23 protein-coding genes are annotated in these 19418 nt (G+C 64.4%); 18 read left to right on the plus strand and 5 right to left on the minus strand.

Features of this window, described 5'->3' with window-relative positions:
* Positions 1–13: 13 nt before the first annotated feature.
* The 3 genes from DOM45_RS07870 to DOM45_RS07880 all read left to right on the plus strand — a co-directional run bounded on the left by DOM45_RS07870 (position 14) and on the right by DOM45_RS07880 (position 3124).
* Positions 14–286 carry a DUF2160 domain-containing protein gene (locus DOM45_RS07870; protein ID WP_110599260.1) on the plus strand — a complete coding sequence of 91 codons (273 nt, stop codon included), beginning with the start codon at positions 14–16 and terminating at the stop codon, positions 284–286.
* A 153-nt stretch (positions 287–439) separates the two neighbouring features.
* Positions 440–2116, plus strand: a complete 1677-nt coding sequence (locus DOM45_RS07875) for an ABC transporter substrate-binding protein (protein WP_198655764.1) — start codon at positions 440–442, stop codon at positions 2114–2116.
* 174 nt (positions 2117–2290) lie between these two features.
* Positions 2291–3124, plus strand: a complete 834-nt coding sequence (locus tag DOM45_RS07880; RefSeq protein ID WP_157958370.1) for an HDOD domain-containing protein — start codon at positions 2291–2293, stop codon at positions 3122–3124.
* A 39-nt stretch (positions 3125–3163) separates the two neighbouring features.
* On the opposite strand, the gene DOM45_RS07885 is transcribed toward DOM45_RS07880, so the two are convergent.
* From DOM45_RS07885 to DOM45_RS07900, 4 genes are all read right to left on the minus strand, one after another.
* Positions 3164–3634 carry a GAF domain-containing protein gene (locus tag DOM45_RS07885; RefSeq protein WP_110599266.1) on the minus strand — a complete coding sequence of 157 codons (471 nt, stop codon included), beginning with the start codon at positions 3632–3634 and terminating at the stop codon, positions 3164–3166.
* 120 nt (positions 3635–3754) lie between these two features.
* Positions 3755–4555 carry a MetQ/NlpA family ABC transporter substrate-binding protein gene (locus DOM45_RS07890; protein WP_110599268.1) on the minus strand — a complete coding sequence of 267 codons (801 nt, stop codon included), beginning with the start codon at positions 4553–4555 and terminating at the stop codon, positions 3755–3757.
* A 126-nt stretch (positions 4556–4681) separates the two neighbouring features.
* Positions 4682–5335, minus strand: a complete 654-nt coding sequence (locus DOM45_RS07895) for a methionine ABC transporter permease (protein WP_110599271.1) — start codon at positions 5333–5335, stop codon at positions 4682–4684.
* Positions 5316–6359 carry a methionine ABC transporter ATP-binding protein gene (locus tag DOM45_RS07900; protein WP_110599273.1) on the minus strand — a complete coding sequence of 348 codons (1044 nt, stop codon included), beginning with the start codon at positions 6357–6359 and terminating at the stop codon, positions 5316–5318. The genes DOM45_RS07895 and DOM45_RS07900 overlap by 20 nt, the downstream gene beginning before the upstream one ends.
* 359 nt (positions 6360–6718) lie before the next feature.
* Here DOM45_RS07900 and DOM45_RS07905 point away from each other — a divergent pair, with 359 nt between their 5' ends.
* Positions 6719–7309, plus strand: a complete 591-nt coding sequence (locus tag DOM45_RS07905) for a malonic semialdehyde reductase (protein ID WP_110599275.1) — start codon at positions 6719–6721, stop codon at positions 7307–7309.
* A gap of 24 nt (positions 7310–7333) precedes the next feature.
* Here DOM45_RS07905 and rutR read toward each other — a convergent pair whose 3' ends face one another.
* The gene (rutR, locus tag DOM45_RS07910; protein ID WP_110599277.1) at positions 7334–7990 is read right to left on the minus strand and encodes an HTH-type transcriptional regulator RutR; all 657 of its coding nucleotides are present in this window, start codon (positions 7988–7990) and stop codon (positions 7334–7336) included.
* A gap of 391 nt (positions 7991–8381) precedes the next feature.
* On the opposite strand from rutR, the gene rutA reads away from it, so the two are divergent.
* The 14 genes from rutA to moaC all read left to right on the plus strand — a co-directional run bounded on the left by rutA (position 8382) and on the right by moaC (position 19411).
* Positions 8382–9485 carry a pyrimidine utilization protein A gene (gene rutA / locus DOM45_RS07915; protein ID WP_110599279.1) on the plus strand — a complete coding sequence of 368 codons (1104 nt, stop codon included), beginning with the start codon at positions 8382–8384 and terminating at the stop codon, positions 9483–9485.
* Positions 9482–10282, plus strand: coding sequence for a pyrimidine utilization protein B (rutB, locus tag DOM45_RS07920; RefSeq protein WP_110599281.1), 801 nt, complete (start codon positions 9482–9484; stop codon positions 10280–10282). Before rutA ends, rutB begins: the two co-directional genes overlap by 4 nt.
* 2 nt (positions 10283–10284) lie before the next feature.
* Positions 10285–10671, plus strand: coding sequence for a pyrimidine utilization protein C (gene rutC, locus DOM45_RS07925; protein WP_110599283.1), 387 nt, complete (start codon positions 10285–10287; stop codon positions 10669–10671).
* A 43-nt stretch (positions 10672–10714) separates the two neighbouring features.
* Entirely contained in the window at positions 10715–11488 is a 774-nt protein-coding gene (rutD, locus tag DOM45_RS07930) for a pyrimidine utilization protein D (RefSeq protein ID WP_110599285.1), read from the plus strand.
* A 42-nt stretch (positions 11489–11530) separates the two neighbouring features.
* On the plus strand, positions 11531–12091 hold the full coding sequence (locus DOM45_RS07935) for a flavin reductase (protein ID WP_110599286.1): 561 nt from the start codon (positions 11531–11533) through the stop codon (positions 12089–12091).
* A 129-nt stretch (positions 12092–12220) separates the two neighbouring features.
* Complete coding sequence (locus DOM45_RS07940) at positions 12221–13735, plus strand: NCS1 family nucleobase:cation symporter-1 (protein WP_110599288.1); 1515 nt, start codon at positions 12221–12223, stop codon at positions 13733–13735.
* Between the two features lie 284 nt (positions 13736–14019).
* A complete protein-coding gene (locus DOM45_RS07945) occupies positions 14020–14628 on the plus strand; it encodes a riboflavin synthase subunit alpha (RefSeq protein WP_110599290.1) in 609 nt (202 codons plus the stop codon).
* Between the two features lie 170 nt (positions 14629–14798).
* Positions 14799–15350, plus strand: a complete 552-nt coding sequence (locus DOM45_RS07950) for an adenine phosphoribosyltransferase (protein ID WP_110599292.1) — start codon at positions 14799–14801, stop codon at positions 15348–15350.
* A 74-nt stretch (positions 15351–15424) separates the two neighbouring features.
* Positions 15425–15913 carry a xanthine phosphoribosyltransferase gene (gene gpt / locus DOM45_RS07955; protein ID WP_110599294.1) on the plus strand — a complete coding sequence of 163 codons (489 nt, stop codon included), beginning with the start codon at positions 15425–15427 and terminating at the stop codon, positions 15911–15913.
* 18 nt (positions 15914–15931) lie between these two features.
* Positions 15932–16621, plus strand: a complete 690-nt coding sequence (gene ung / locus DOM45_RS07960) for a uracil-DNA glycosylase (RefSeq protein ID WP_110599296.1) — start codon at positions 15932–15934, stop codon at positions 16619–16621.
* A gap of 57 nt (positions 16622–16678) precedes the next feature.
* Entirely contained in the window at positions 16679–17308 is a 630-nt protein-coding gene (gene upp / locus DOM45_RS07965; protein ID WP_110599299.1) for a uracil phosphoribosyltransferase, read from the plus strand.
* Positions 17305–17925 carry a molybdenum cofactor guanylyltransferase MobA gene (gene mobA / locus DOM45_RS07970; protein ID WP_205909422.1) on the plus strand — a complete coding sequence of 207 codons (621 nt, stop codon included), beginning with the start codon at positions 17305–17307 and terminating at the stop codon, positions 17923–17925. The genes upp and mobA overlap by 4 nt, the downstream gene beginning before the upstream one ends.
* Complete coding sequence (mobB, locus tag DOM45_RS07975) at positions 17918–18496, plus strand: molybdopterin-guanine dinucleotide biosynthesis protein B (RefSeq protein ID WP_110599301.1); 579 nt, start codon at positions 17918–17920, stop codon at positions 18494–18496. The genes mobA and mobB overlap by 8 nt, the downstream gene beginning before the upstream one ends.
* Before the next feature lie 132 nt (positions 18497–18628).
* Positions 18629–19411, plus strand: coding sequence for a cyclic pyranopterin monophosphate synthase MoaC (gene moaC / locus DOM45_RS07980; RefSeq protein ID WP_110599303.1), 783 nt, complete (start codon positions 18629–18631; stop codon positions 19409–19411).
* Positions 19412–19418 lie beyond the last annotated feature (7 nt).

Genomic DNA, 19418 nt, shown 5'->3' on the forward strand with positions numbered 1-19418 from the left:
AGGGAGAGTCACCATGGGTTGGATGGCGTGGACACTACCGACGGCGCTGTTCTTCGCCGGAATCGCGGCGCTGCTGGTCGCGATGACGGTCTGGCAGACCGTGTCGCCCGGGCGGGATCGCAGGGGCTTCTTGCCGATCTCCACGTCCCGCGGCGATCGGCTGTTCATTGGTCTGCTGGCGGCGGCATATGGCCATTTGCTGGTTCTGGCATTGACCGATTGGCCGCTCTGGATCGCGACGGCGATCTGCGTGGCAGGCATGGCAATCATCATGAAATGGGGGTAACGCATCGACCAGGGATCATTGCTCTTCGGATAGCGCCAAGACAGCAAATGCAGCATAACAACGAGGGTTAACGCTATGTTCGATATCAAGCACGCCAGATCGCGACGCCGGACGCCACTGGGCATCGGCATCGGAGTCGGCCTTGCAGGGCTGATGGCCGTCTCGGGAACCGCGATCGCCGACCAGTATCAGGATGCCGCCAAACGCTGGCTGAGTGACGAGTTCAAGACCTCGACGCTCACGCCCGAGCAGCAGATGGCCGAGATGCAGTGGTACATCGACGCCGCCAAACCGTTCCGTGGCATGCAGATCAACGTCGTTTCGGAGACGCTCACCACCCACAAGTACGAATCCGAGGTCCTGGCCCGCGCCTTCAGCGAGATCACCGGCATCCAACTGAAGCACGACCTGATTCAGGAAGGGGACGTGATCGAGAAACTGCAGACCCAGATGCAGTCCGGCCGCAACATCTACGATGCATACGTCAACGATTCCGACCTGATCGGTACCCATTTCCGCTACGGCAAGGTGGTGCCGATTTCCGACATGATTGCCGGGGATGCCGCCGAGGTGACCTCGCCGACGCTGGATCTGGATGATTTCATCGGGCTCTCCTTCACCACCGGACCGGATGGCAAGGTCTATCAACTGCCCGACCAGCAGTTCGCCAATCTCTACTGGTTCCGCGCGGACTGGTTCGACGATCCCGACCTCAAGGCGCGATTCAAGGAAAAATACGGTTACGAACTGGGCGTGCCGGTGAACTGGTCGGCCTACGAGGATATCGCCGACTTCTTCACCAACGACGTCCACGACATCGACGGCCAGCGTGTCTATGGCCACATGGATTACGGCAAGAAGGATCCCTCGCTGGGCTGGCGCTTTACCGACGCCTGGTTCTCCATGGCCGGGGCCGGCGACAAGGGAATTCCCAACGGCCTGCCAGTGGACGAGTGGGGGATTCGGGTCGAGGATTGTCGGCCGGTGGGCTCGAATATCACCCGCGGCGGCGCCACCAATGGCCCGGCCGCAGTCTTCGCGACCCAGAAGTACATCGACTGGCTGCACGCCTATGCGCCACCGGAAGCCCAGGGCATGACGTTCTCGGAAGCGGGGCCGGTACCGGCGCAGGGCAATGTCGCCCAGCAGATCTTCTGGTACACGGCGTTTACCGCCGACATGACCCAGCCGGGTCTGCCGGTGGTCAACGAGGACGGCACGCCCAAGTGGCGGATGGCGCCGTCACCGGTGGGTCCGTACTGGGAGGATGGCATGAAGAAGGGCTACCAGGACGTGGGTTCCTGGACCTTCATGAATTCGACCCCTGAGAAGAATCGACTCGCCGCCTGGCTCTATGCCCAGTTCGTGACCTCGAAGACGGTCTCGCTGCAGAAGACGCTGGTGGGACTGACGCCGATCCGCGAGTCCGACATTCGCTCCCAGGCGATGACCGATGCCGCACCGAAACTGGGTGGCCTGGTCGAGTTCTACCGCAGCCCGGCGCGTCTGCAGTGGTCACCGACCGGCACCAACGTGCCGGACTATCCCAAGCTGGCCCAGCTGTGGTGGCAGTATATTTCCCAGGCGGTCAGTGGCGAGACCAGCGCGCAGCAAGCCCTGGATGGACTGGCGGATGCTCAGGACCGGATGATGGAGCGTCTCGAGCGGGCCAATGTCCAGCCAAAATGCGGGCCCAAGCTGAACGAGCCGCGCGATGCGCAGTACTGGCTGGATCAGCCCGGCGCGCCCAAGCCCAAGCTCGACAACGAAAAGCCGCAAGGCAAGACCGTACCCTACGACGAGATGGTGAAATCCTGGCAGAAGAGCTGAGGGTGGAGGCCGATATCTCGTAGTGATGATTGCTGTCGCCTGGGCGGCGACCTTCCCGCCGGTTCTCCGGCGGGATTTTTTTGTCGCTGCGAACTGTGGCAAGCCTATTCTGAGCCCGGCCTCACGACTTTTGGCCGGGCGATAGATAACATGGGGGGACAGCAGGAGTGGAACATGTCACTGAATTCGCTTTTCGAACACATCCATCAGTTACCTAGCGTACCCGCCGTGGTCGGCGAACTGATCGCCAGCCTTGATAACGACAGGATCAGCATTCATCGGGTGTCGGCCACCATCCACAAGGATCCCAGCCTGAGCCTCAAGCTGCTGCGCTCTGCCAACTCGGTGAGATACGGCGTGGGGCGCAATGTGGCGACGATCGACGACGCCTTGCTGTTGCTGGGTTTCGACCGTGTGCGCACGCTCGTCATCGCCTCTGGCATGGTCGGCATGCTCAAGGAAGTGCCCGGGCTCGATCGCAAGGCATTCTGGCGCGAGTCATTCATGGTCGCCAACCTCAGTCGCACGATCGTTCGTCATAGCCAGTTGGGCGATCTGGCACCGGAGACGGCATTTACCTGCGGCATCCTCCATCACGTGGGGTCCGCCTTGATGCATATCGCCCATCCGGATGTCATGCAGCGCATCGATGCGCTGGTTGCCCAGGGGGCCCCCCGCACCGAGCTGGAAGCCAATCGATTCGGTTACACGTTCAGTGAAGTGGGTGCCGAGCTGGGCCGCCGCTGGCGCTTCCCGGAGACCATCTGCAACGCGCTGACCTACCAGGACAAGCCGCTGGATGCCGTGCCTTTCTCGCCGTATGCCGCTGCCGTGCACCTGGCGATCGGACTCTACCAGAACATCGCCAGTGGGCGCCGGGAGGAGCACGCCCTGGGCGAGATGCCGCGAGAGGTTCGCCGGCCCTTGGCACTGGATCTGTTGGCGCTCTACGAGGATATCCTGCAGCTGGTGCGCTCGGACGACGAATTGGGCGTCTTTCTGGATTGAGACCGGCTCTCGTGCCAGCCACGAGGACGGCGAGCGATCTCAGGTAGCCGGGCTGTTCGCCAGGTCGCTGGCGGCGCCGAACACTCGACATAGGCGTTCGATGCCGGCCTGGTCCTCGCGGCTGAAGCGCGCGGGCAGTGGACTGTCGATATCCAGCACCCCCCAGAGGTGTTCGCCGACGACAATCGGCACCACCAGTTCGGAACGTGAGGCGGCGTCGCAGGCAATATGGTCCGGGACAGCGTGGACGTCGTCGACGCGCTGGGTCTGGCGCGAGCGTGCCGCGGCACCACAGACGCCTTTCGAGAACGGAATCGGGTTGCAGGCGGGCAGGCCCTGGAAGGGGCCGAGGATCAGCGTCTCGGGCTGACGCTGGAGATAGAAGCCGACCCAGTTCAGGTCGTCCAGCGCTTGCATCAGAAAGGCGCTGGTCTGGGCGGCATTGGTCAACCAGTCGCGGGTGTCCAGAAGCGCTGCCAGTTGACGTTCCAGGGAGGCGTAATCGGTCATCGTGGGTCTCCTGCGGGAAGGGGCGCGGCAAGGGTGGAGCGGAAACGAAAACCGGCGCCGAGGCGCTGGTTTTCGTGGTGGTCATGACCGGGTCTCGTCATGCGCGTGACAATGACGTGGTCATTTCCAGCCGGGAACGGCGCCACCCTGGAACAGTTCCTGGGCCTTGTCGGCGACGGCGTCGGATTGATAGGCCTTGACCAGATCCTGGATCGCCTCGCGATCCTGATCGCCACCGCGTACCACGATCAGGTTGACGTAGGGGGAGTCCGGTCCTTCCTTGATCAGCGCATCATCCAGCGTCAAACCGGCCGGCTGGGTGAAGGTGCTGTTGATGAAGGCCATGTCGACGTCCTGGAGTACCCGCGGCATCTGGGCGGCCTCGATCTCCTTGAACGAGTAGTCGTGCGGGTTTTCGGTGATGTCGATCGGCGTCGCTTCCAGATTCTCGGCATCGTCGAGCGTGATCAGTCCATGCTTGTCGAGCAGGATCAGCGACCGTCCTTCGTTGGTCGGATCGTTGGGTACGGCGATCGTCGCACCGTCGGGCAGGTCGTCGATGCTGTCGTACTTGGCGGAGTAGGCACCGATCGGGTAGACGAACGTCTTGCCGGCGATGGCGAAGTCGTAGCCGCGATCGTTGACCATCGACTGCATGTAGGGTTCGTGCTGGTAGGCGTTGGCATCGAGGCTGCCGTCGGCCAGCGCGGCGTTGGGCGTCACGTAGTCGGTGAACTCGACGATCTCGACGTCGAGGCCGTACTTCTCCTTGGCGACCTGTTTGGCCACTTGCATCACGTCGGTCTCGGGTCCGGCCATGGTACCGACCTTGATGGTGTCGGCGGCGGCGTGCGCAGCACCGGCGGCCAGTCCGAGACCGAGTGCGGCGACGCTCAGCGTACGTGTCAGTGAAATCGGCATTTGGCGAAATTCCCCCTGTTGAGTGAGACGTGGGCGCGGCTCCTGCGCCCGGTGATGCCGGAATATAACGGAATAAAGGCAATCACGGTAATTCATTCTGGTTATTAGAGTAGTGGGGCGCGACGATCACTTGTGATCGCTCTTGCGCACCAGATAATCCCCGAGGCTCTGAAACAGCTGGACCATGACCACCAGTACCACCACGGTGATCAGCATCACCGTCGGGTTGAAGCGGTTGTAGCCATAGCGAATGCCCAGGTCGCCCAGACCCCCGCCGCCCACGGCACCGGCCATGGCGGAGTAGCTGACCAGGGCCACGATGGTGATCGTCAGGCCGTTGATGATGCCGCCACGGGCCTCCGGCAACAGCACCTTCAGGATGATCTGCATCGGCGTGGCGCCCATCGACTGGGCCGCTTCGACCAGGCCGGGCGAAACCTCGTTCAGGGCACCCTCGACCAGGCGGGCGACGAACGGGATGGCGGCGATGGTCAGCGGCACGGCAGCGGCGTTGGTGCCGATGGAGCTGCCGACGATCATCCGGGTGAAGGGGATGATCGCCACCAGCAGGATGATGAACGGGACCGAGCGACCGACATTGGTGACCACCCCGAGCACCGTGTTGACCACCGGCTGCGCCAGGATCTGGCGCGGGCGCGTCACGTAGAGCAGCACGCCGAGCGGGACCCCGGCCAGTGCCGACAGAATGCCGGCGACGGCCACCATGTAAAGCGTCTCGAGCGTGGACTGCCAGACGAGATCAATCAGTGCGCTGGACATGGCCCAGTACCTCCACATGCAGATCAAAGGATTCCAGGGTCATCAGGGCCTCACGGGTCTGCACGTCGCTTCCCATCAGCTCGGCGATCATCAGACCCAGCGTGCGCCCCTGAATGGACTCGACCTTGGCCTGCAGAATGCTGACGTCGATGCCGTGTTCCCGCGCCAGCCGCGAGATCAGCGGGGTGGCGACGCTGTCGCCCGAGAACGTCAGCCGCACCACCGGGTGCGTGTTCGTTCCGGCTTCCGGCTCGAGACGCTCGATCAGGGCCTGCGGCGCTTCCAGCTTGAGAAAGTCGTTGAGGAACTCCCGTCCCAACTGGGTGGCGGGCGCGGTGAAGAAGTCGCCCACGTCGGCGTCCTCGACCAGACGTCCGTCGGAGATCAACCCCACGCGATGACAGATGGTCTTCACCACCTCCATCTCGTGGGTGATCAGCAGGATGGTCAGCCCAAGCTGCTGGTTGATCTCTTGCAGCAGCGAGAGGATCGATGCCGTCGTCTGCGGATCGAGCGCCGAGGTCGCCTCGTCGCACAGCAGCACCTTGGGCCGGCTGGCCAGGGCGCGGGCGATGGCCACGCGCTGTTTCTGGCCGCCGGAGAGCTGAGCGGGATACTGCTTTGCCTTGTCCGCCAGCCCTGTCATGTCCAGCAGCGGCAGCACGCGTTCGCGGATGGCCTGGCGCGACTGGCCCATCAGCTCCAGCGGCAGAGCCACATTGTCGTAGACGGTGCGATTGGTCAGCAGATTGAAATGCTGGAAGATCATGCCGCATTGGTGCCGTGCCTGGCGCAGCGCGGCGGCATCCATCGCCGTCAGCTCCTGCCCGTCGATGACGACGCGGCCGGCGGTCGGGCGCTCCAGCAGGTTGACGCAGCGGATCAGCGTCGACTTGCCGGCGCCCGAGAGGCCGATGACGCCGTGAATCGTGCCCTTGGGAACCTGCAGGTCGATCTCTTTCAGCGCCTGCACGGCCCCGGGTCCGCTGCCGTAGGTTTTGGAAACGTTGTCCAGTGTGATCATTGGGCGTGTCGAAAGCGTCTGTCGGGGTGTCGGGGCAGCGGGGCAGTTCGGCGCGACTGCAGTGCGCCATCGGCAACGGCCCCGCGTCGATGAGCGCGATAGTATACGGATCTCGCGGCGCCGGAGCGACCGCGGCCGTGGAGCGTACCTCATTGCGGCGGAGCCGATGGCAGCCGCCGTCATGCAAACCTGGCGACGGCCAGGGCGGGAGAGCGGACCGGCGTGACGCCCCGTGCAGTTAAAGGTTGCCATTCCGTCAGGGCATTGCTTGTATCGGTGGGGCGCGGCGCACTCGCGAGCGTCGCTCGCGCGAAGCTTCTATTGGCACCCCTTCATGCATGGCCACCGGGAGATGACAGATGATGCAGACATTGGACGATCAGGCACTGGATCAGTTGTTCAGGACAGCGCGCACGCACAGTGCGTGGCAGCCTCGCGACGTTACCGAGGAGACCCTGCGCAGGCTCTACGACATGGTCAGGATGGGGCCGACCTCGGCCAACTGCTGTCCGGCGCGGTTTGTCTTCGTACGCTCCACGGCGGGCAAGGACAAGCTGTTGCCGTGCGTTTCCGCCGGCAACGCCGACAAGACGGCGACGGCGCCCTGCACGGTCATCGTCGCCTACGACAAGCGCTTCTACGATCAGCTGCCGACGCTCTTCCCCCACACCGACGCCCGTAGCTGGTTCACCGGTAGCGAGGCGTTTGCCGAGCAGACGGCGCTGCGCAACAGTTCGCTGCAGGCCGGGTATCTGATCCTGGCGGCGCGGGCGATGGGGCTGGATACCGGGCCGATGTCGGGCTTCGATTCCGAGGCGGTGGACCAGGCGTTCTTCGCCGGCACCGACTGGACCGCCAACATGCTGGTCAACCTGGGCTACGGGGATGAGGCGGGTCTCAAGCCACGCTTGCCACGGCTGGCATTCGAGGAGGCGTGCCAACTGGCTTGAAGCCGCCCCCGGTCGGGCCGCGAGTCAGCCGTCGGCGTTCGTCCGGGGGAGTAGACCACCCAGCACGATGCGCGTGATGTTCTCCACCGTGGCCTCGAAGAAGGCCGGATCGGCGAGCGTTTTGCCGGAAATCGCCTCGATCTGGACGGCGAAGTCGGCATAGTGCTGGGTGGTTCCCCACAGCAGGTATATCAGGTGGTGTGGATCGACCGGCAGCAGGCTTCCCCGGGCGATCCAGCCCTCGATCACTCTCGATTTTTCCTCCACCAGCAGGCGCAGCTTGCTCTGCAGATCTTCCCGCAGCAGCGGCGCGCCCTGGATCATCTCCAGACAGAACAGCCGGGATGCCTGGACGTGATCCCGCGACAGTTCGACCTTGATTCGGATGTAGTCGCCGATGGCGGTCTCGGGAGACTGCTCGGCATCGATGGCGCGTATCGGCTCCAGCCAGGTGTCCAGGATCTGTTGAAGGACGGCGACGTAGAGCTTCTCCTTGGATGGAAAATAGTAGAGCAGGTTGGTCTTGGAGACGCCGGCCTGATCGGCAATGGCGTCCAGGCTCGCGCCGCGCAGGCCGAACTGCGAGAACAGCGCCAGGGCCGCATCCCGAATCCGTTGCTTGCGGGCTTCGCTGGCGGCGGCGCGATGGCCGGTCGGGGCTGCGGGGGTGATGGACGTCATGATCAACCTTCGTGAATCCCGCGACCGGCCATCGGGATTTCGCTGGCATGTCGCGGCTGCGTATGTGAGAGCGGTCGTAAGGGACCGGGATTTTATCACGCCCCAGGTCGCTAGCGTCATCTACCCGATGTTCCCGGTTCACGCGCGAAATGGCCTCCTCACACGCACTGAAACGGCGCGGGCGCCACGCGTCCCGCATCATGGTCGCGCATTCCGAGATCCTTTCCAGACCAATTGGTCCGGTGGCTTGTCGTCTGTGGCCGGCAAGCTCTTGAAAGCGGATGGATAAGCTCGGGTTGGCACGTCGGTTGTAAAGGATTGGTCAGGCGTCGGCAGCATCGCAGTGCCGCGATGGCCGACAACTCGCTCCGATACGACGACGAGGTGGCTCATGCAACTAGGCGTCTTCATTCCCATCGGCAACAACGGCTGGCTGATTTCCGAAAACGCGCCCCAGTACCTGCCGACCTTCGAGCTCAACAAGGCGGTGACGCAGAAGGCCGAGGGTTACGGCTTCGAGTTTGCGCTGTCGATGATCAAGCTGCGCGGTTTCGGCGGCAAGACCGAGTTCTGGGAGCATGCCCTGGAATCCTTCACCCTCATGGCGGGGCTCGCTGCGGTCACCTCGAAGATCGATCTCTACGCCACCGCGGCGACGCTGGTGATGCCTCCGGCCATCACCGCGCGGATGGCGGCGACCATCGACTCGATCGCGCCGGGGCGTTTCGGCATCAACCTGGTGACCGGCTGGCAGAAGCCGGAATACAGTCAGATGGGGCTATGGCCGGGCGATGACTATTTCGCCAAGCGCTACACCTATCTCGATGAGTACGCCACGGTACTGCGGGAGCTGCTGGAAACGGGGCACAGCGATCTCGACGGCGAGTTCTTCCAGATGGAGGACTGCCGGCTGAGCCCGCGTCCGGAGCAGGGGGTGAAGATGGTCTGCGCCGGGCAGTCGAGTGCCGGGATGGCGTTCACCGCCAAGCACGCCGACTACAGCTTCTGCTTCGGCAAGGGGCTGAATACCCCGACCGCGTTCGCGCCAACGGCCGAGCGTCTCGCGGCTGCCGGCAAAGAGACCGGTCGTCAGGTCGCCTGCTATGTGCTGTTCATGGTGATCGCCGACGAGACCGACGCCGCTGCCATGGCGCGCTGGGAGCACTACAAGGCCGGTGCCGATCGGGAGGCGCTGGACTGGATGGCCGACCAGGGCAGCCAGGACAAGAGCTCCGGCAAGGATACCAACGTGCGCCAGATGACCGATCCGACCTCGGCGGTCAATTTCAATATGGGCACGCTGGTCGGTTCCTACGAGAACGTGGCGCGCATGCTCGACGAGATCGACACGGTGGAGGGGGTCGGCGGCGTGATGTTGACGTTCGACGACTTCCTCCAGGGGCTCGATACATTTGGTGAGCGGGTGCAGCCGCTGATGAAGACGCGGGTGGGCGTGGCCGGTGCGTCGGCGCCGGTACCGGAGGCGCTGGCATGAGCGAACTCGAGTCTACCGTCGCTTCCCCGTCTGTCGTCCGGCGCGGCAGCGTGGCCGCCGCCGACGAGATCGTGCTGGCCGGCCGCCCCGAGGCGATCGCCATGCCCCGCGCCGAAACCGCGCTGATCGTCGTCGACATGCAGAACGCCTATGCCACGCCGGGCGGTTATCTCGATCTGGCCGGCTTCGACGTCTCGGCGACCGGGCCGGTGATCGAGCGTATCGCCAGCGCGATTCGCATCGCCCGGGCCGCGGGAATCACGGTGATCTTCTTCCAGAACGGCTGGGACGCGGCCTATGTCGAAGCGGGCGGGCCGGGCTCTCCCAACTGGCACAAGTCCAACGCGCTCAAGACCATGCGCCAGCGCCCGGAACTTCACGGCAAGCTGCTGGCCAAGGGGGGCTGGGATTATGCGCTGGTGGACGCACTGAAGCCCCAGGCCGGCGACATCGTGCTGCCCAAACCCCGCTACAGCGGCTTCTTCAACACGCCGCTGGACAGCATCCTGCGTTCGCGGGGCATTCACCATCTGCTGTTCACCGGCATCGCGACCAACGTCTGCGTCGAGTCGACGCTGCGGGATGGCTTCTTCCTCGAGTACTTCGGCACCGTGCTGGAGGACGCCACCTATCAGGCCGGCCCACCGGCGGCGCAGAGCGCCGCCATCTTCAACATCGAGACTTTCTTCGGGTGGGTTTCCTCCGTGGACGCCTTCGAAGCTGCTTGCGCCAACCATGCCTCGACGCAACCGATTGGCAAGACTCCCGCTCCCTCCCTTTCGACAACAGGATCGTAACCATGCCCAAGACCAGTGTGATTCCCGTCGGCTCCGGTGTACCGCTGGCGCCATTCGTGCCAGGCAGTCAGGCCGACAACATTCTGTACGTCTCCGGCACGCTGCCGTTCGACAAGGACAACAATGTAGTTCACGTCGGTGACGCCGGGGCCCAGACCCGTCACGTGCTGGAGCTGATCCGAAGCGTGGTCGAGACCGCCGGCGGCAGTATGGACGACATCACCTTCAACTCGATCTTCCTGCGCGACTGGGACGACTATGCGGCGATCAACGCGGTCTACGCGGAGTTCTTTCCCGGTGAAAAGCCGGCGCGCTACTGCATTCAGTGCGGTCTGGTGAAGCCGGACGCACTGATCGAGATCGCCTCGGTGGCCCATCTGCCCCGATGAAGCGAAGTCACTCTCCACTGCCGCGCTGACCATAGGCCTGACCATGCACCACGAAATTCTGGGACGCGATGATCCCGACGCGCCGACGATTCTGCTCTCCGCCGGACTGGGTGGCGCCGGCCGTTTCTGGGAGCCGCAGCTGGCCGCGCTCGAGGCCACCCACCGGGTGGTGATCTACGACCATCTGGGCACCGGCAACAGCGCCGCCGAGCTGCCGGCCGGCTACGCCATCGACGACATGGCGCGGGAGGCGCTGGCGCTGCTGGACGGTCTGGGTATCGAACGGGTCGATTTCATGGGGCACGCGCTGGGCGGCCTGGTGGGGCTCCAGATGGCCCTGCTGGCGCCCGCTCGTCTCCATCGGCTGATCGTGATCAATGGCTGGAGCCGAGTCGACGTGCAGAGCGAGCGCTGTTTCCGCGTGCGTATCGCGCTGCTCGAGAAGTGCGGCGTGCAACCTTATCTGCACGCGCAGCCGCTGTTTCTCTACCCGGCGGACTGGCTCTCGGCGAACCATGATCGACTGCTGGCGGAAGAGGCCCATGCGCTAAAGCATTTTCCGGGGGAGAACAACGTGCTGGCGCGTATCGGCGCGCTGTCGCGCTTCGATATCGACGCGCGACTGGGTGAAATCCAGGCGCCGACGCTGGTGATCGCCGCGCGGGACGATCTGCTGGTGCCGTACCTGCGCTCCGAACGTCTCGCTCGGGCGCTGCCTCATGCGCGTCTGGAGATGTTCGACTACGGCGGACACGGTCTGACGGTGACCGTCCCGGAAGCCTTCAATGCCGCCATGACGCGTTTTCTGGCGGCGTGACTCTGCCGCCACGGCGACAGGCGGCCCAGCGGAGATAGGCCCATGGCATTACGACAGCAACACGTATCGACCCACGCAACGGAAGCCGAGCGTCGCGATGTCGACTCGGAGAGTGCGCCGCCGGTCTCGGCGGCTGCGTTTCGCCAGGCGATGTCCCGCCTGCCCACCGCGGTCAACCTGGTCACCACGGACGGGCCGGGCGGTCGCGCCGGGTTCACGGCCTCGGCGGTGTGCAGCGTCACCGACGATCCACCGACACTGCTGGTCTGCATCAATCGTCGCGCCTCGGCCTACGCCGTCTTCGCCGACAATGCGCTGCTCTGCGTCAACGTGCTGGGTGCCGAGCATGAGGCGGTCTCCAGCGCCTTCGGCGGCAAGACACCGATGGCGGAGCGCTTTGCGCGGGCGGAGTGGACCACGCGAGCCACCGGCGCGCCGGTGCTGGTCGACGCGCTGGCTCACTTCGAGTGCCGGATCAGCCAGCGCGTGGCGGTCGGCACCCACGAGGTGCTGTTCTGCGAGATCGAGGCAATGGCGAGCTGCGCTGACCGTGAGTGCCTGCTCTACTTCGATCGCCAATATCATCGGCTGCCGACTCGGTAGCGCTACCGGGCCATCGCTCAGCGGCGTCGTCGAACACGGCGCTGCCGCCTCGACGGTCGCGACTCGGTCCCGGGCCGAGCGCAAGCGGTGAAAGCGGTGAAAGAGTCCAACGGAATCGGGAGAACAACAATGACGACATCCGTTTCTCGCATGGTCGAACGTGACGGCAAGGTCGAGCTCATGCTCGGCGACGACGTCCGCGACAGTGCCTGTTTCAATCATGATATCGCGCCGACGGCGGCGGGCGAGCGTACCTGGTCGAAGTGGAATATCGCGGCGCTCTGGGTCGGCCTCTCGATCTGCGTGCCGACCTATACGCTAGGCGGCGTGTTGACGGCTTACTTCGGCCTTGGCGTCGGCGAGGCGCTGGTCACCATTCTGCTCGCCAACGCGATCCTGTTGGTCCCGTTGACGCTCAATGCGTTTCCCGGCACGCGCTACGGCATTCCTTTTCCGGTACTCCTGCGCTCGTCATTCGGGATTCGCGGCTCCAACGTGCCGTGCCTGATTCGGGCCCTGGTGGGCTGCGGCTGGTTCGGCATCCAGACCCTGTTCGGCGGTCTGGCGATTCATCTGCTGCTGTCGACCGTCGTGCCACCGTGGCATGCGCTGGGCGGATGGGGCCAGGTCGTCGGCTTTTTCGTCTTCGGGGCGATGAATCTCTGGGTGGTGATCCGCGGGGCGGAGTCGATCAAGTGGCTGGAGACCCTGTCGGCGCCGCTGTTGCTGCTGGTCGCGGTGGGGTTGATGGTCTGGGCGCTGCCTCACGTCTCTCTCGGCGAGCTGATGGCGCAGCCGCCGTCACGGCCGGAGGGGGCGTCGGTCACGACCTATTTCCTGTCCGGCCTGACGGCGATGGTCGGGTTCTGGGCGACCCTGTCGCTGAACATCCCCGACTTCAGCCGTTTCGCCAGGAGCCAGAAGGATCAGATCGTCGGCCAGGTGATCGGGCTGCCGTTGACCATGTTCTTCTTCGCCGCGCTGGGCGTGGTGATGACCGCTGCCTCCACGACGCTGGTGGGGGAGACGGTTTCCGACCCGGTCACGCTGATCGGCCATATCGATAGTCCAGTGTGGGTTTCGATCGCGATGGTGCTGATCGTGATCGCCACGATCTCGACCAACACGGCGGGCAACATCGTCTCGCCGACCAACGATTTCCAGAACATCGCGCCCAAGCTGATCAATCGCACCGGCGGCGTGCTGCTGACGGGCCTGATCGGCACGCTGTTGATGGGTTACGACCTGCTGCAGAAGGCCGGGGTGATCACCTCGGAGGTGACGCTCGAAAGCCTCTACTCCAACTGGCTGCTGGGCTATTCGAGCCTGCTGGGGCCGATCGCCGGGATCATGGCGGTGGACTATTTTCTGATCAAGCGCCAGCGGTTGGACCTGATCAGTCTCTATCGTGATGGCGGTCGCTATCCCGCGATCAATATCGCCGGCTTCATCGCCTTCGGCATCCCCGTGACATTGACCCTGGTCTCGTTGACCACCGGCCTCTGGCAGTGGTTCTACGACTACGGCTGGTTTACCGGCTCGGCGCTGGGCGCGCTCGTCTATTACGTGGCGGGCAGGGCGTTGGACAGGACTCCCGACGTGGGATATGGGGCGCCGCCCGCGGATCGAGCCTCGCTGGGCTAGCGCGGCTGGGGGCTCCGGTCGAGAGGACCATGCGCCAAACCAGGCCACCCGTTCGGGTGGCCATCGACGCTGAACGTACCCTGTTGGTGATACTGCGCGACCACCGGCCCGTCTGCGGCCTGGAACCGATCGGTGCGATGCAGGTCGGGGTGACCCGGAGCCCGTTAGGGAGTGGTCAGTTTCATGGCTGGCCTGGACGGCGTGCTAGAATTCCCGATCTCTGTCGCCGAGGGTGAAGGCATCTGTCGCCGTCGGCGTGTCATCCGTTGAGGCCAGGAGGGGGCATGTTTACCGGGATCGTGCAGGATGTGGGAACCGTGGTGGCGATCGAGACGCGTGAGCAGCTGCACACGCACGTGGTGTCGATGTCGCCGGCGATGCGCGAGGGGCTGATGCTGGGTGCGTCGGTCTCCCACAACGGATGCTGTCTCAGCGTGACGGCGATCGAGGGCGACAATGTCAGTTTCGATCTGATGCGCGAGACGCTGCGCTTGACCAACCTGGGGGAGCTGGCTCCCGGGGATCGGGTCAATCTCGAGCGGGCGGCGCGTTTCGGCGACGAGATCGGGGGTCACTCCATGTCCGGTCACGTCATGGCGATGGCCCGGTTGGTGGAGATCGACGAGGCGCCGAACAATCGCCGGTTGTGGTTCGAGCTGTCGCCCGACCTGGCACGATTCGTGTTCGACAAGGGGTATATCGGGATCGACGGGATCAGCCTGACGGTCGGCGCGGTCGAGGCCGGGCGCTTCTGCGTCAATCTGATTCCGGAGACCCTGGCGAGGACCACGATCGGCGAGCGCTTGCCCGGGGACCGGGTCAATATCGAGATCGACCCCCAGACCCAGGCGATCGTGGAGACGGTGGAGCGAGTGCTGGCCAGCCGTCGTTGAATGGCCGGCCTGGCTGACGGCGACTCCCCCCGGCGCCGATGCCATCGCTGGCCCCGAGCAGGTCGCGCAGCGGCGTTGGCTTGGGTAACATGGGCGCCTTTGCGCCAGGATTTACCGTTCCGCGAGGGGCACCCTCGGGCGCGCCGTGTTCGGTCAATGGAGTTTCTTCGATGAGCAGCAGCATCTACGGCGACTATATCAAGTCGGTCATTCGCACCGTGCCCGACTGGCCACAGCCAGGCGTCAATTTTCGAGACATCACGCCACTGCTCCAGAACAGCGCGGCCTTCCGCAAGCTGATCGACAGTTTCGTGCACCGTTACCAGGAACTCGAGGTCGATGCGATCGCGGCGATCGACGCGCGAGGGTTCATCGTCGGTGCGCCGCTGGCCTACGAGCTGGGCTGCAGCTTCGTGCCGGTGCGCAAGAAGGGCAAGCTGCCATTCCGGACCATCAGCGAAACCTACACGCTGGAGTACGGCGAATCGACGGTCGAACTGCATGCCGATGCCTTTCGCGAGCAGGATCGTATCGTGCTGATCGATGACATCATCGCCACCGGCGGTACCATGCTGGCGGCCGCCTCGCTGATCCAGCGCAGCGGTGGCCATGTCGTCGAGACCGCGACCATTCTCGATCTGCCGGAGCTGGGTGGCTCTGCCAAGATTCGCGAAGCGGGCTACAGCGTCTTTGCGGTGTGCAGCTTCACCGAGGACGAATAGGCCGCTCGTCACCCAACGCGAGCCACGACGCCGTCATCGCCCGATGGCGGCCTGACCCATTGACTGGACCCGCCATGACCGCCAATCGTTACCAGCATCATTTCACCGTCTCCTGGGACCAGATCCACCGCGACGTCAGGGCGCTCTGCCATCGACTCGTCGAGCGCGACTTCGTGGGGATCGTCGCGATCACGCGCGGCGGTCTGATCCCGGCGGCGTTGATCGCCCGCGAGCTCAACATCCGCCTGATCGATACCGTCTGCATCAAGAGCTACGACGAGCAGTCGCAGGGGAAGCTGGATGTGATGAAGGGCGTCGAGCACGATGGCGACGGCTGGCTGCTGGTCGATGATCTGGTCGATACCGGCAAGACGGCGCGTGCCGTGCGCGACATGCTTCCGAAATCTCATTTCGTCACCGTCTACGCCAAGCCCGAGGGGCGACCGCTGGTCGATCAGTATCTGACCGAGGTGGCACAGGATTGCTGGATCCAGTTCCCTTGGGATCTGGGGCACGCCTACGTCGAGCCGCTGGTCGATCAGGTCCGTCCACCCAAAACCTGACCGCTGCGGAGAGTATCCATGGCCCAGTCGCCGTTACCCGATAGCTGGAACGCCCATCTTGGCGACGAATTTCGCGCCCCGTACATGCAGGCGCTGCGTGAGTTTCTCGCCCAGGAGAAGGCGGCCCACAAGGTCATCTATCCCCATTCATCCCACTGGTTTCGCGCCTTCGAGCTGACACCGCTGGAGCGGGTCAAGGTAGTGATCCTCGGTCAGGATCCGTACCACGGGCCCCGTCAGGCCCACGGGCTCTGTTTCTCGGTACGTCCCGGGGTGCCGACACCGCCGTCGTTGCAGAACATTTACAAGGAGCTGGCCACCGACGTTGGCACCACGCCGGTGAACCACGGGTTTCTCGAGAGCTGGGCGCAACAGGGTGTGATGCTGCTGAACAGTGTGCTGACGGTCGAGCAGGGCAATGCCGGCTCCCACCGCAATCGGGGCTGGGAGACGTTTACCGACCGGGCGATCCAGACCATCAACGAGCACTGCGATGGCGTGGTGTTTCTACTCTGGGGCAGCTACGCCCAGAAGAAGGCGAGCTTCGTCGATCGCGGCAAGCATCTCGTGCTTCACGCGCCGCACCCGTCGCCGCTCTCCGCCCATCGCGGCTTCTTCGGCACACGCCACTTCTCTCAGGCCAATGCCTTCCTCGCCGAGCGTGGCATCGCGCCCATCGACTGGCAGTTGCCCGCCAGCGTCGCCTGACCCCCGGCAGGTCGCGTACAATATCGCGGTTATCCCATTCTGACGAAGGCGCCGATCATGAGTGTGCACCCCATCTCCCACCCCCTGGTCAAACACAAGCTTGGACTGATGCGGGCGGCCGACATCAGCACCAAGAGCTTTCGCGAGCTGGCCTGCGAGGTGGCCAAGCTGCTGACCTACGAAGCGACCCAGAATCTGGAGATGGAGCCGGCGACGATCGAGGGCTGGAACGGTTCCCCGATCGAGGTCGAACAGATCAAGGGCAAGAAGGTCACCATCGTCCCCATCCTGCGCGCGGGGCTGGGAATGCTGGATGGCGTCACCGATCTGATCCCCAGCGCGCGCATCAGTGTCGTGGGTCTCTACCGCAACGAGGAGACACTGGAGCCGGTGCCCTATTTCGAGAAGTTCGTCAGTGCTCTGGACGAACGCCTGGCGATCGTGATCGATCCCATGCTGGCCACGGGCGGCTCGATGGTGGCCACACTGGACATGCTCAAGGAGCGGGGCTGCCAGCAGATCAAGGTCATCGTGCTGGTCGCGGCGCCGGAGGGCATCGAGCGGGTCGAGAAGGCGTATCCCGATATCGAGATCTATACGGCGTCCATCGATGAACGGCTCGACGAGAATGGCTACATCGTGCCGGGGCTGGGCGATGCCGGCGACAAGATCTTCGGTACCCGGTGATCGAACGCGCCGATGTCACGGGGGTGCTGCTGGCCGGTGGCCGCGGTCAGCGTATGGGTGGCGTGGACAAGGGGTGGGTAGACCTCGATGGCCGGCCGCTGGTCGCGCAGGCGGTGCAGCGGCTATCGCCTCAGGTCGATCGCATCGTCATCAGCGCCAATCGCCATCTCGATCGCTATCGCCGACTGGGTCACGCCGTCGTCACGGATACGCTCCCCGGCTATCCGGGGCCACTGGCCGGGGCGCTGGGCGCGCTGCGGGTGGTTTCCACGCCATGGATACTGCTGATCCCGGTGGATATGCCTTGGCTCCCCGTCGACACCCTGGCCAGGCTTGCCGACGGAATCGGCGAGGCGGATATCGCGGTCGCCCACGATGGCGGACGATTGCAGCCCCTGGTGGCACTGATACGCAGCTCCCTGGGCGCGGACCTGTCGGAGTGGCTGGCAGCCGGCGGCGGCCGGGTCGTCACCTGGTACGATCGGCACCGCTGGGTTCAGGTCGATTTCCCCGGTCTGGAAGCGCAGTTCGCCAACCTCAACACCCCCCACGAGGTGGCGCTGGCGGAGCGCGTCCAGGCCGGTCACGCCAGCTCGCCGGATAGCTGCCATGAATGAAACCGTCGACGCGCTCGCCTGCGACATTCCCCTGCTGGGCATTGCCGCCTGGAGCGGAACCGGCAAGACCACGCTGCTGGAGACCCTGTTGCCCCGGCTTCGAGCGCGGGGCTGGCCGGCAGCCGTGATCAAGCATGCCCATCACGACTTCGACATCGACAAACCCGGTAAGGACAGTCATCGCCTGCGCGCGGCGGGAGCGACCCCCATGGTGGTGGCCTCCGGTCGGCGTTTCGCGCTGATGATGGAAACGCCCGGGCAGCAGGAGCCGGACTTGCCGGCGCTGGTGGCGCAGGTCGCCGGCTTGAAGCCGAAGCTGATTCTGGTCGAAGGGTTCAAGACCTGGCCGATTCCGAAGCTGGAACTGTATCGCGGCGAATCCGGTCAAGCGTGGGCGGCTGAACAGGATCCCTGGATACAGGCCGTGGCTTACAAGCCGGGCCTGATCTCCTCCGAAACCCTCGCCCGCCTGCCGTCGAGGCTGCCCCGTCTGGATCTGGACGATCCGGAGGCGATTCTGGTTTGGATCATCGATTGGGCCGCTGCCTGGCAGCCCAGGGCACGACCCTGACCGACCGACGTCGTCACCGCGCTTATCGTTGCACCGCCGGTATCCGGTGTCGGCGTTGCGGCAGGCACCGTGGCGGCGATCACGCTACACTTGATATCCGATTCAATGATGGAAAAACGAGGCGAGTTCAGCATGACACTCACGCATCTCAATGCGCGTGGCGAAGCCCACATGGTCGATGTTGCCGACAAGCAGGAGACGCGGCGTGAGGCCCGAGCCCGAGGCGCGGTTCGCATGCAGGCTTCGACCCTGGCGCTGCTGGCCGACGGCGATCTGCCCAAGGGCGACGTGCTGGCCACGGCGAGAATCGCCGGCATTCAGGCGGCGAAGCGGACCCACGAGTTGATTCCGCTTTGCCACGCGTTGGCCCTGTCCAAAGTCAGCCTCGAGTTCACCCTGGACACTGAGGAAAACTGCGTGCATGTCGAGGCATTCTGCCGCCTCAATGGGCGCACCGGCGTGGAGATGGAGGCGCTGACGGCGGTTTCCGTGGCCTGCCTGACGCTCTATGACATGTGCAAGGCAGTCGACAGGGGGATGATCATCGATGGAGTCCGCCTCGAGCAGAAGCGCGGCGGCCGCTCGGGAGAGTGGTCGCGACAGGCTGCATCCGAAACGTCGCCGGCAGCGACCGGGGAGAAGGACGCCATCTCGCCAGCCAAAACATTGAAGGTGCAGTTCCTGGCAGAGCTCAGAGAGCGTTTCGAGACCGCCGAGTACACGTTGGCGTGGGAGCAGCTCCCCTCGGCCGATATCGCCGGCGTCAAGCTGGCGCTGATCGAGCGGGACGGCAAGTTCAAGGCCCTGCTGGGCCAGCGCGTTCTTTGCGCTCGCAACGAAGCCATGAGTCAGGACGGAACCGCCATCTCCCCGGGAGACGAGATCGCTTTCTTCCCGCCGGTCACCGGTGGCTGAGGCTGGA

The sequence above is a fragment of the Salinicola lusitanus genome (assembly GCF_003206045.1).
Classification (GTDB): domain Bacteria; phylum Pseudomonadota; class Gammaproteobacteria; order Pseudomonadales; family Halomonadaceae; genus Salinicola; species Salinicola lusitanus.

Bases quoted from the DNA above. Each gene is read 5' to 3' on its own strand.
- rutD (WP_110599285.1), top strand. From the start codon at position 10,715: ATGCACCACGAAATTCTGGGACGCGATGATCCCGACGCGCCGACGATT.
- DOM45_RS07900 (WP_110599273.1), bottom strand. From the start codon at position 6,359: ATGATCACACTGGACAACGTTTCCAAAACCTACGGCAGCGGACCCGGG.
- DOM45_RS07890 (WP_110599268.1), bottom strand. From the start codon at position 4,555: ATGCCGATTTCACTGACACGTACGCTGAGCGTCGCCGCACTCGGTCTC.
- DOM45_RS07880 (WP_157958370.1), top strand. From the start codon at position 2,291: ATGTCACTGAATTCGCTTTTCGAACACATCCATCAGTTACCTAGCGTA.
- upp (WP_110599299.1), top strand. From the start codon at position 16,679: ATGAGTGTGCACCCCATCTCCCACCCCCTGGTCAAACACAAGCTTGGA.
- DOM45_RS07945 (WP_110599290.1), top strand. From the start codon at position 14,020: ATGTTTACCGGGATCGTGCAGGATGTGGGAACCGTGGTGGCGATCGAG.
- DOM45_RS07875 (WP_198655764.1), top strand. From the start codon at position 440: ATGGCCGTCTCGGGAACCGCGATCGCCGACCAGTATCAGGATGCCGCC.
- DOM45_RS07950 (WP_110599292.1), top strand. From the start codon at position 14,799: ATGAGCAGCAGCATCTACGGCGACTATATCAAGTCGGTCATTCGCACC.
- mobB (WP_110599301.1), top strand. From the start codon at position 17,918: ATGAATGAAACCGTCGACGCGCTCGCCTGCGACATTCCCCTGCTGGGC.
- DOM45_RS07905 (WP_110599275.1), top strand. From the start codon at position 6,719: ATGATGCAGACATTGGACGATCAGGCACTGGATCAGTTGTTCAGGACA.
- ung (WP_110599296.1), top strand. From the start codon at position 15,932: ATGGCCCAGTCGCCGTTACCCGATAGCTGGAACGCCCATCTTGGCGAC.
- rutB (WP_110599281.1), top strand. From the start codon at position 9,482: ATGAGCGAACTCGAGTCTACCGTCGCTTCCCCGTCTGTCGTCCGGCGC.
- rutC (WP_110599283.1), top strand. From the start codon at position 10,285: ATGCCCAAGACCAGTGTGATTCCCGTCGGCTCCGGTGTACCGCTGGCG.
- DOM45_RS07935 (WP_110599286.1), top strand. From the start codon at position 11,531: ATGGCATTACGACAGCAACACGTATCGACCCACGCAACGGAAGCCGAG.
- DOM45_RS07940 (WP_110599288.1), top strand. From the start codon at position 12,221: ATGACGACATCCGTTTCTCGCATGGTCGAACGTGACGGCAAGGTCGAG.
- rutR (WP_110599277.1), bottom strand. From the start codon at position 7,990: ATGACGTCCATCACCCCCGCAGCCCCGACCGGCCATCGCGCCGCCGCC.
- DOM45_RS07885 (WP_110599266.1), bottom strand. From the start codon at position 3,634: ATGACCGATTACGCCTCCCTGGAACGTCAACTGGCAGCGCTTCTGGAC.
- rutA (WP_110599279.1), top strand. From the start codon at position 8,382: ATGCAACTAGGCGTCTTCATTCCCATCGGCAACAACGGCTGGCTGATT.
- DOM45_RS07870 (WP_110599260.1), top strand. From the start codon at position 14: ATGGGTTGGATGGCGTGGACACTACCGACGGCGCTGTTCTTCGCCGGA.
- DOM45_RS07895 (WP_110599271.1), bottom strand. From the start codon at position 5,335: ATGTCCAGCGCACTGATTGATCTCGTCTGGCAGTCCACGCTCGAGACG.
- gpt (WP_110599294.1), top strand. From the start codon at position 15,425: ATGACCGCCAATCGTTACCAGCATCATTTCACCGTCTCCTGGGACCAG.
- moaC (WP_110599303.1), top strand. From the start codon at position 18,629: ATGACACTCACGCATCTCAATGCGCGTGGCGAAGCCCACATGGTCGAT.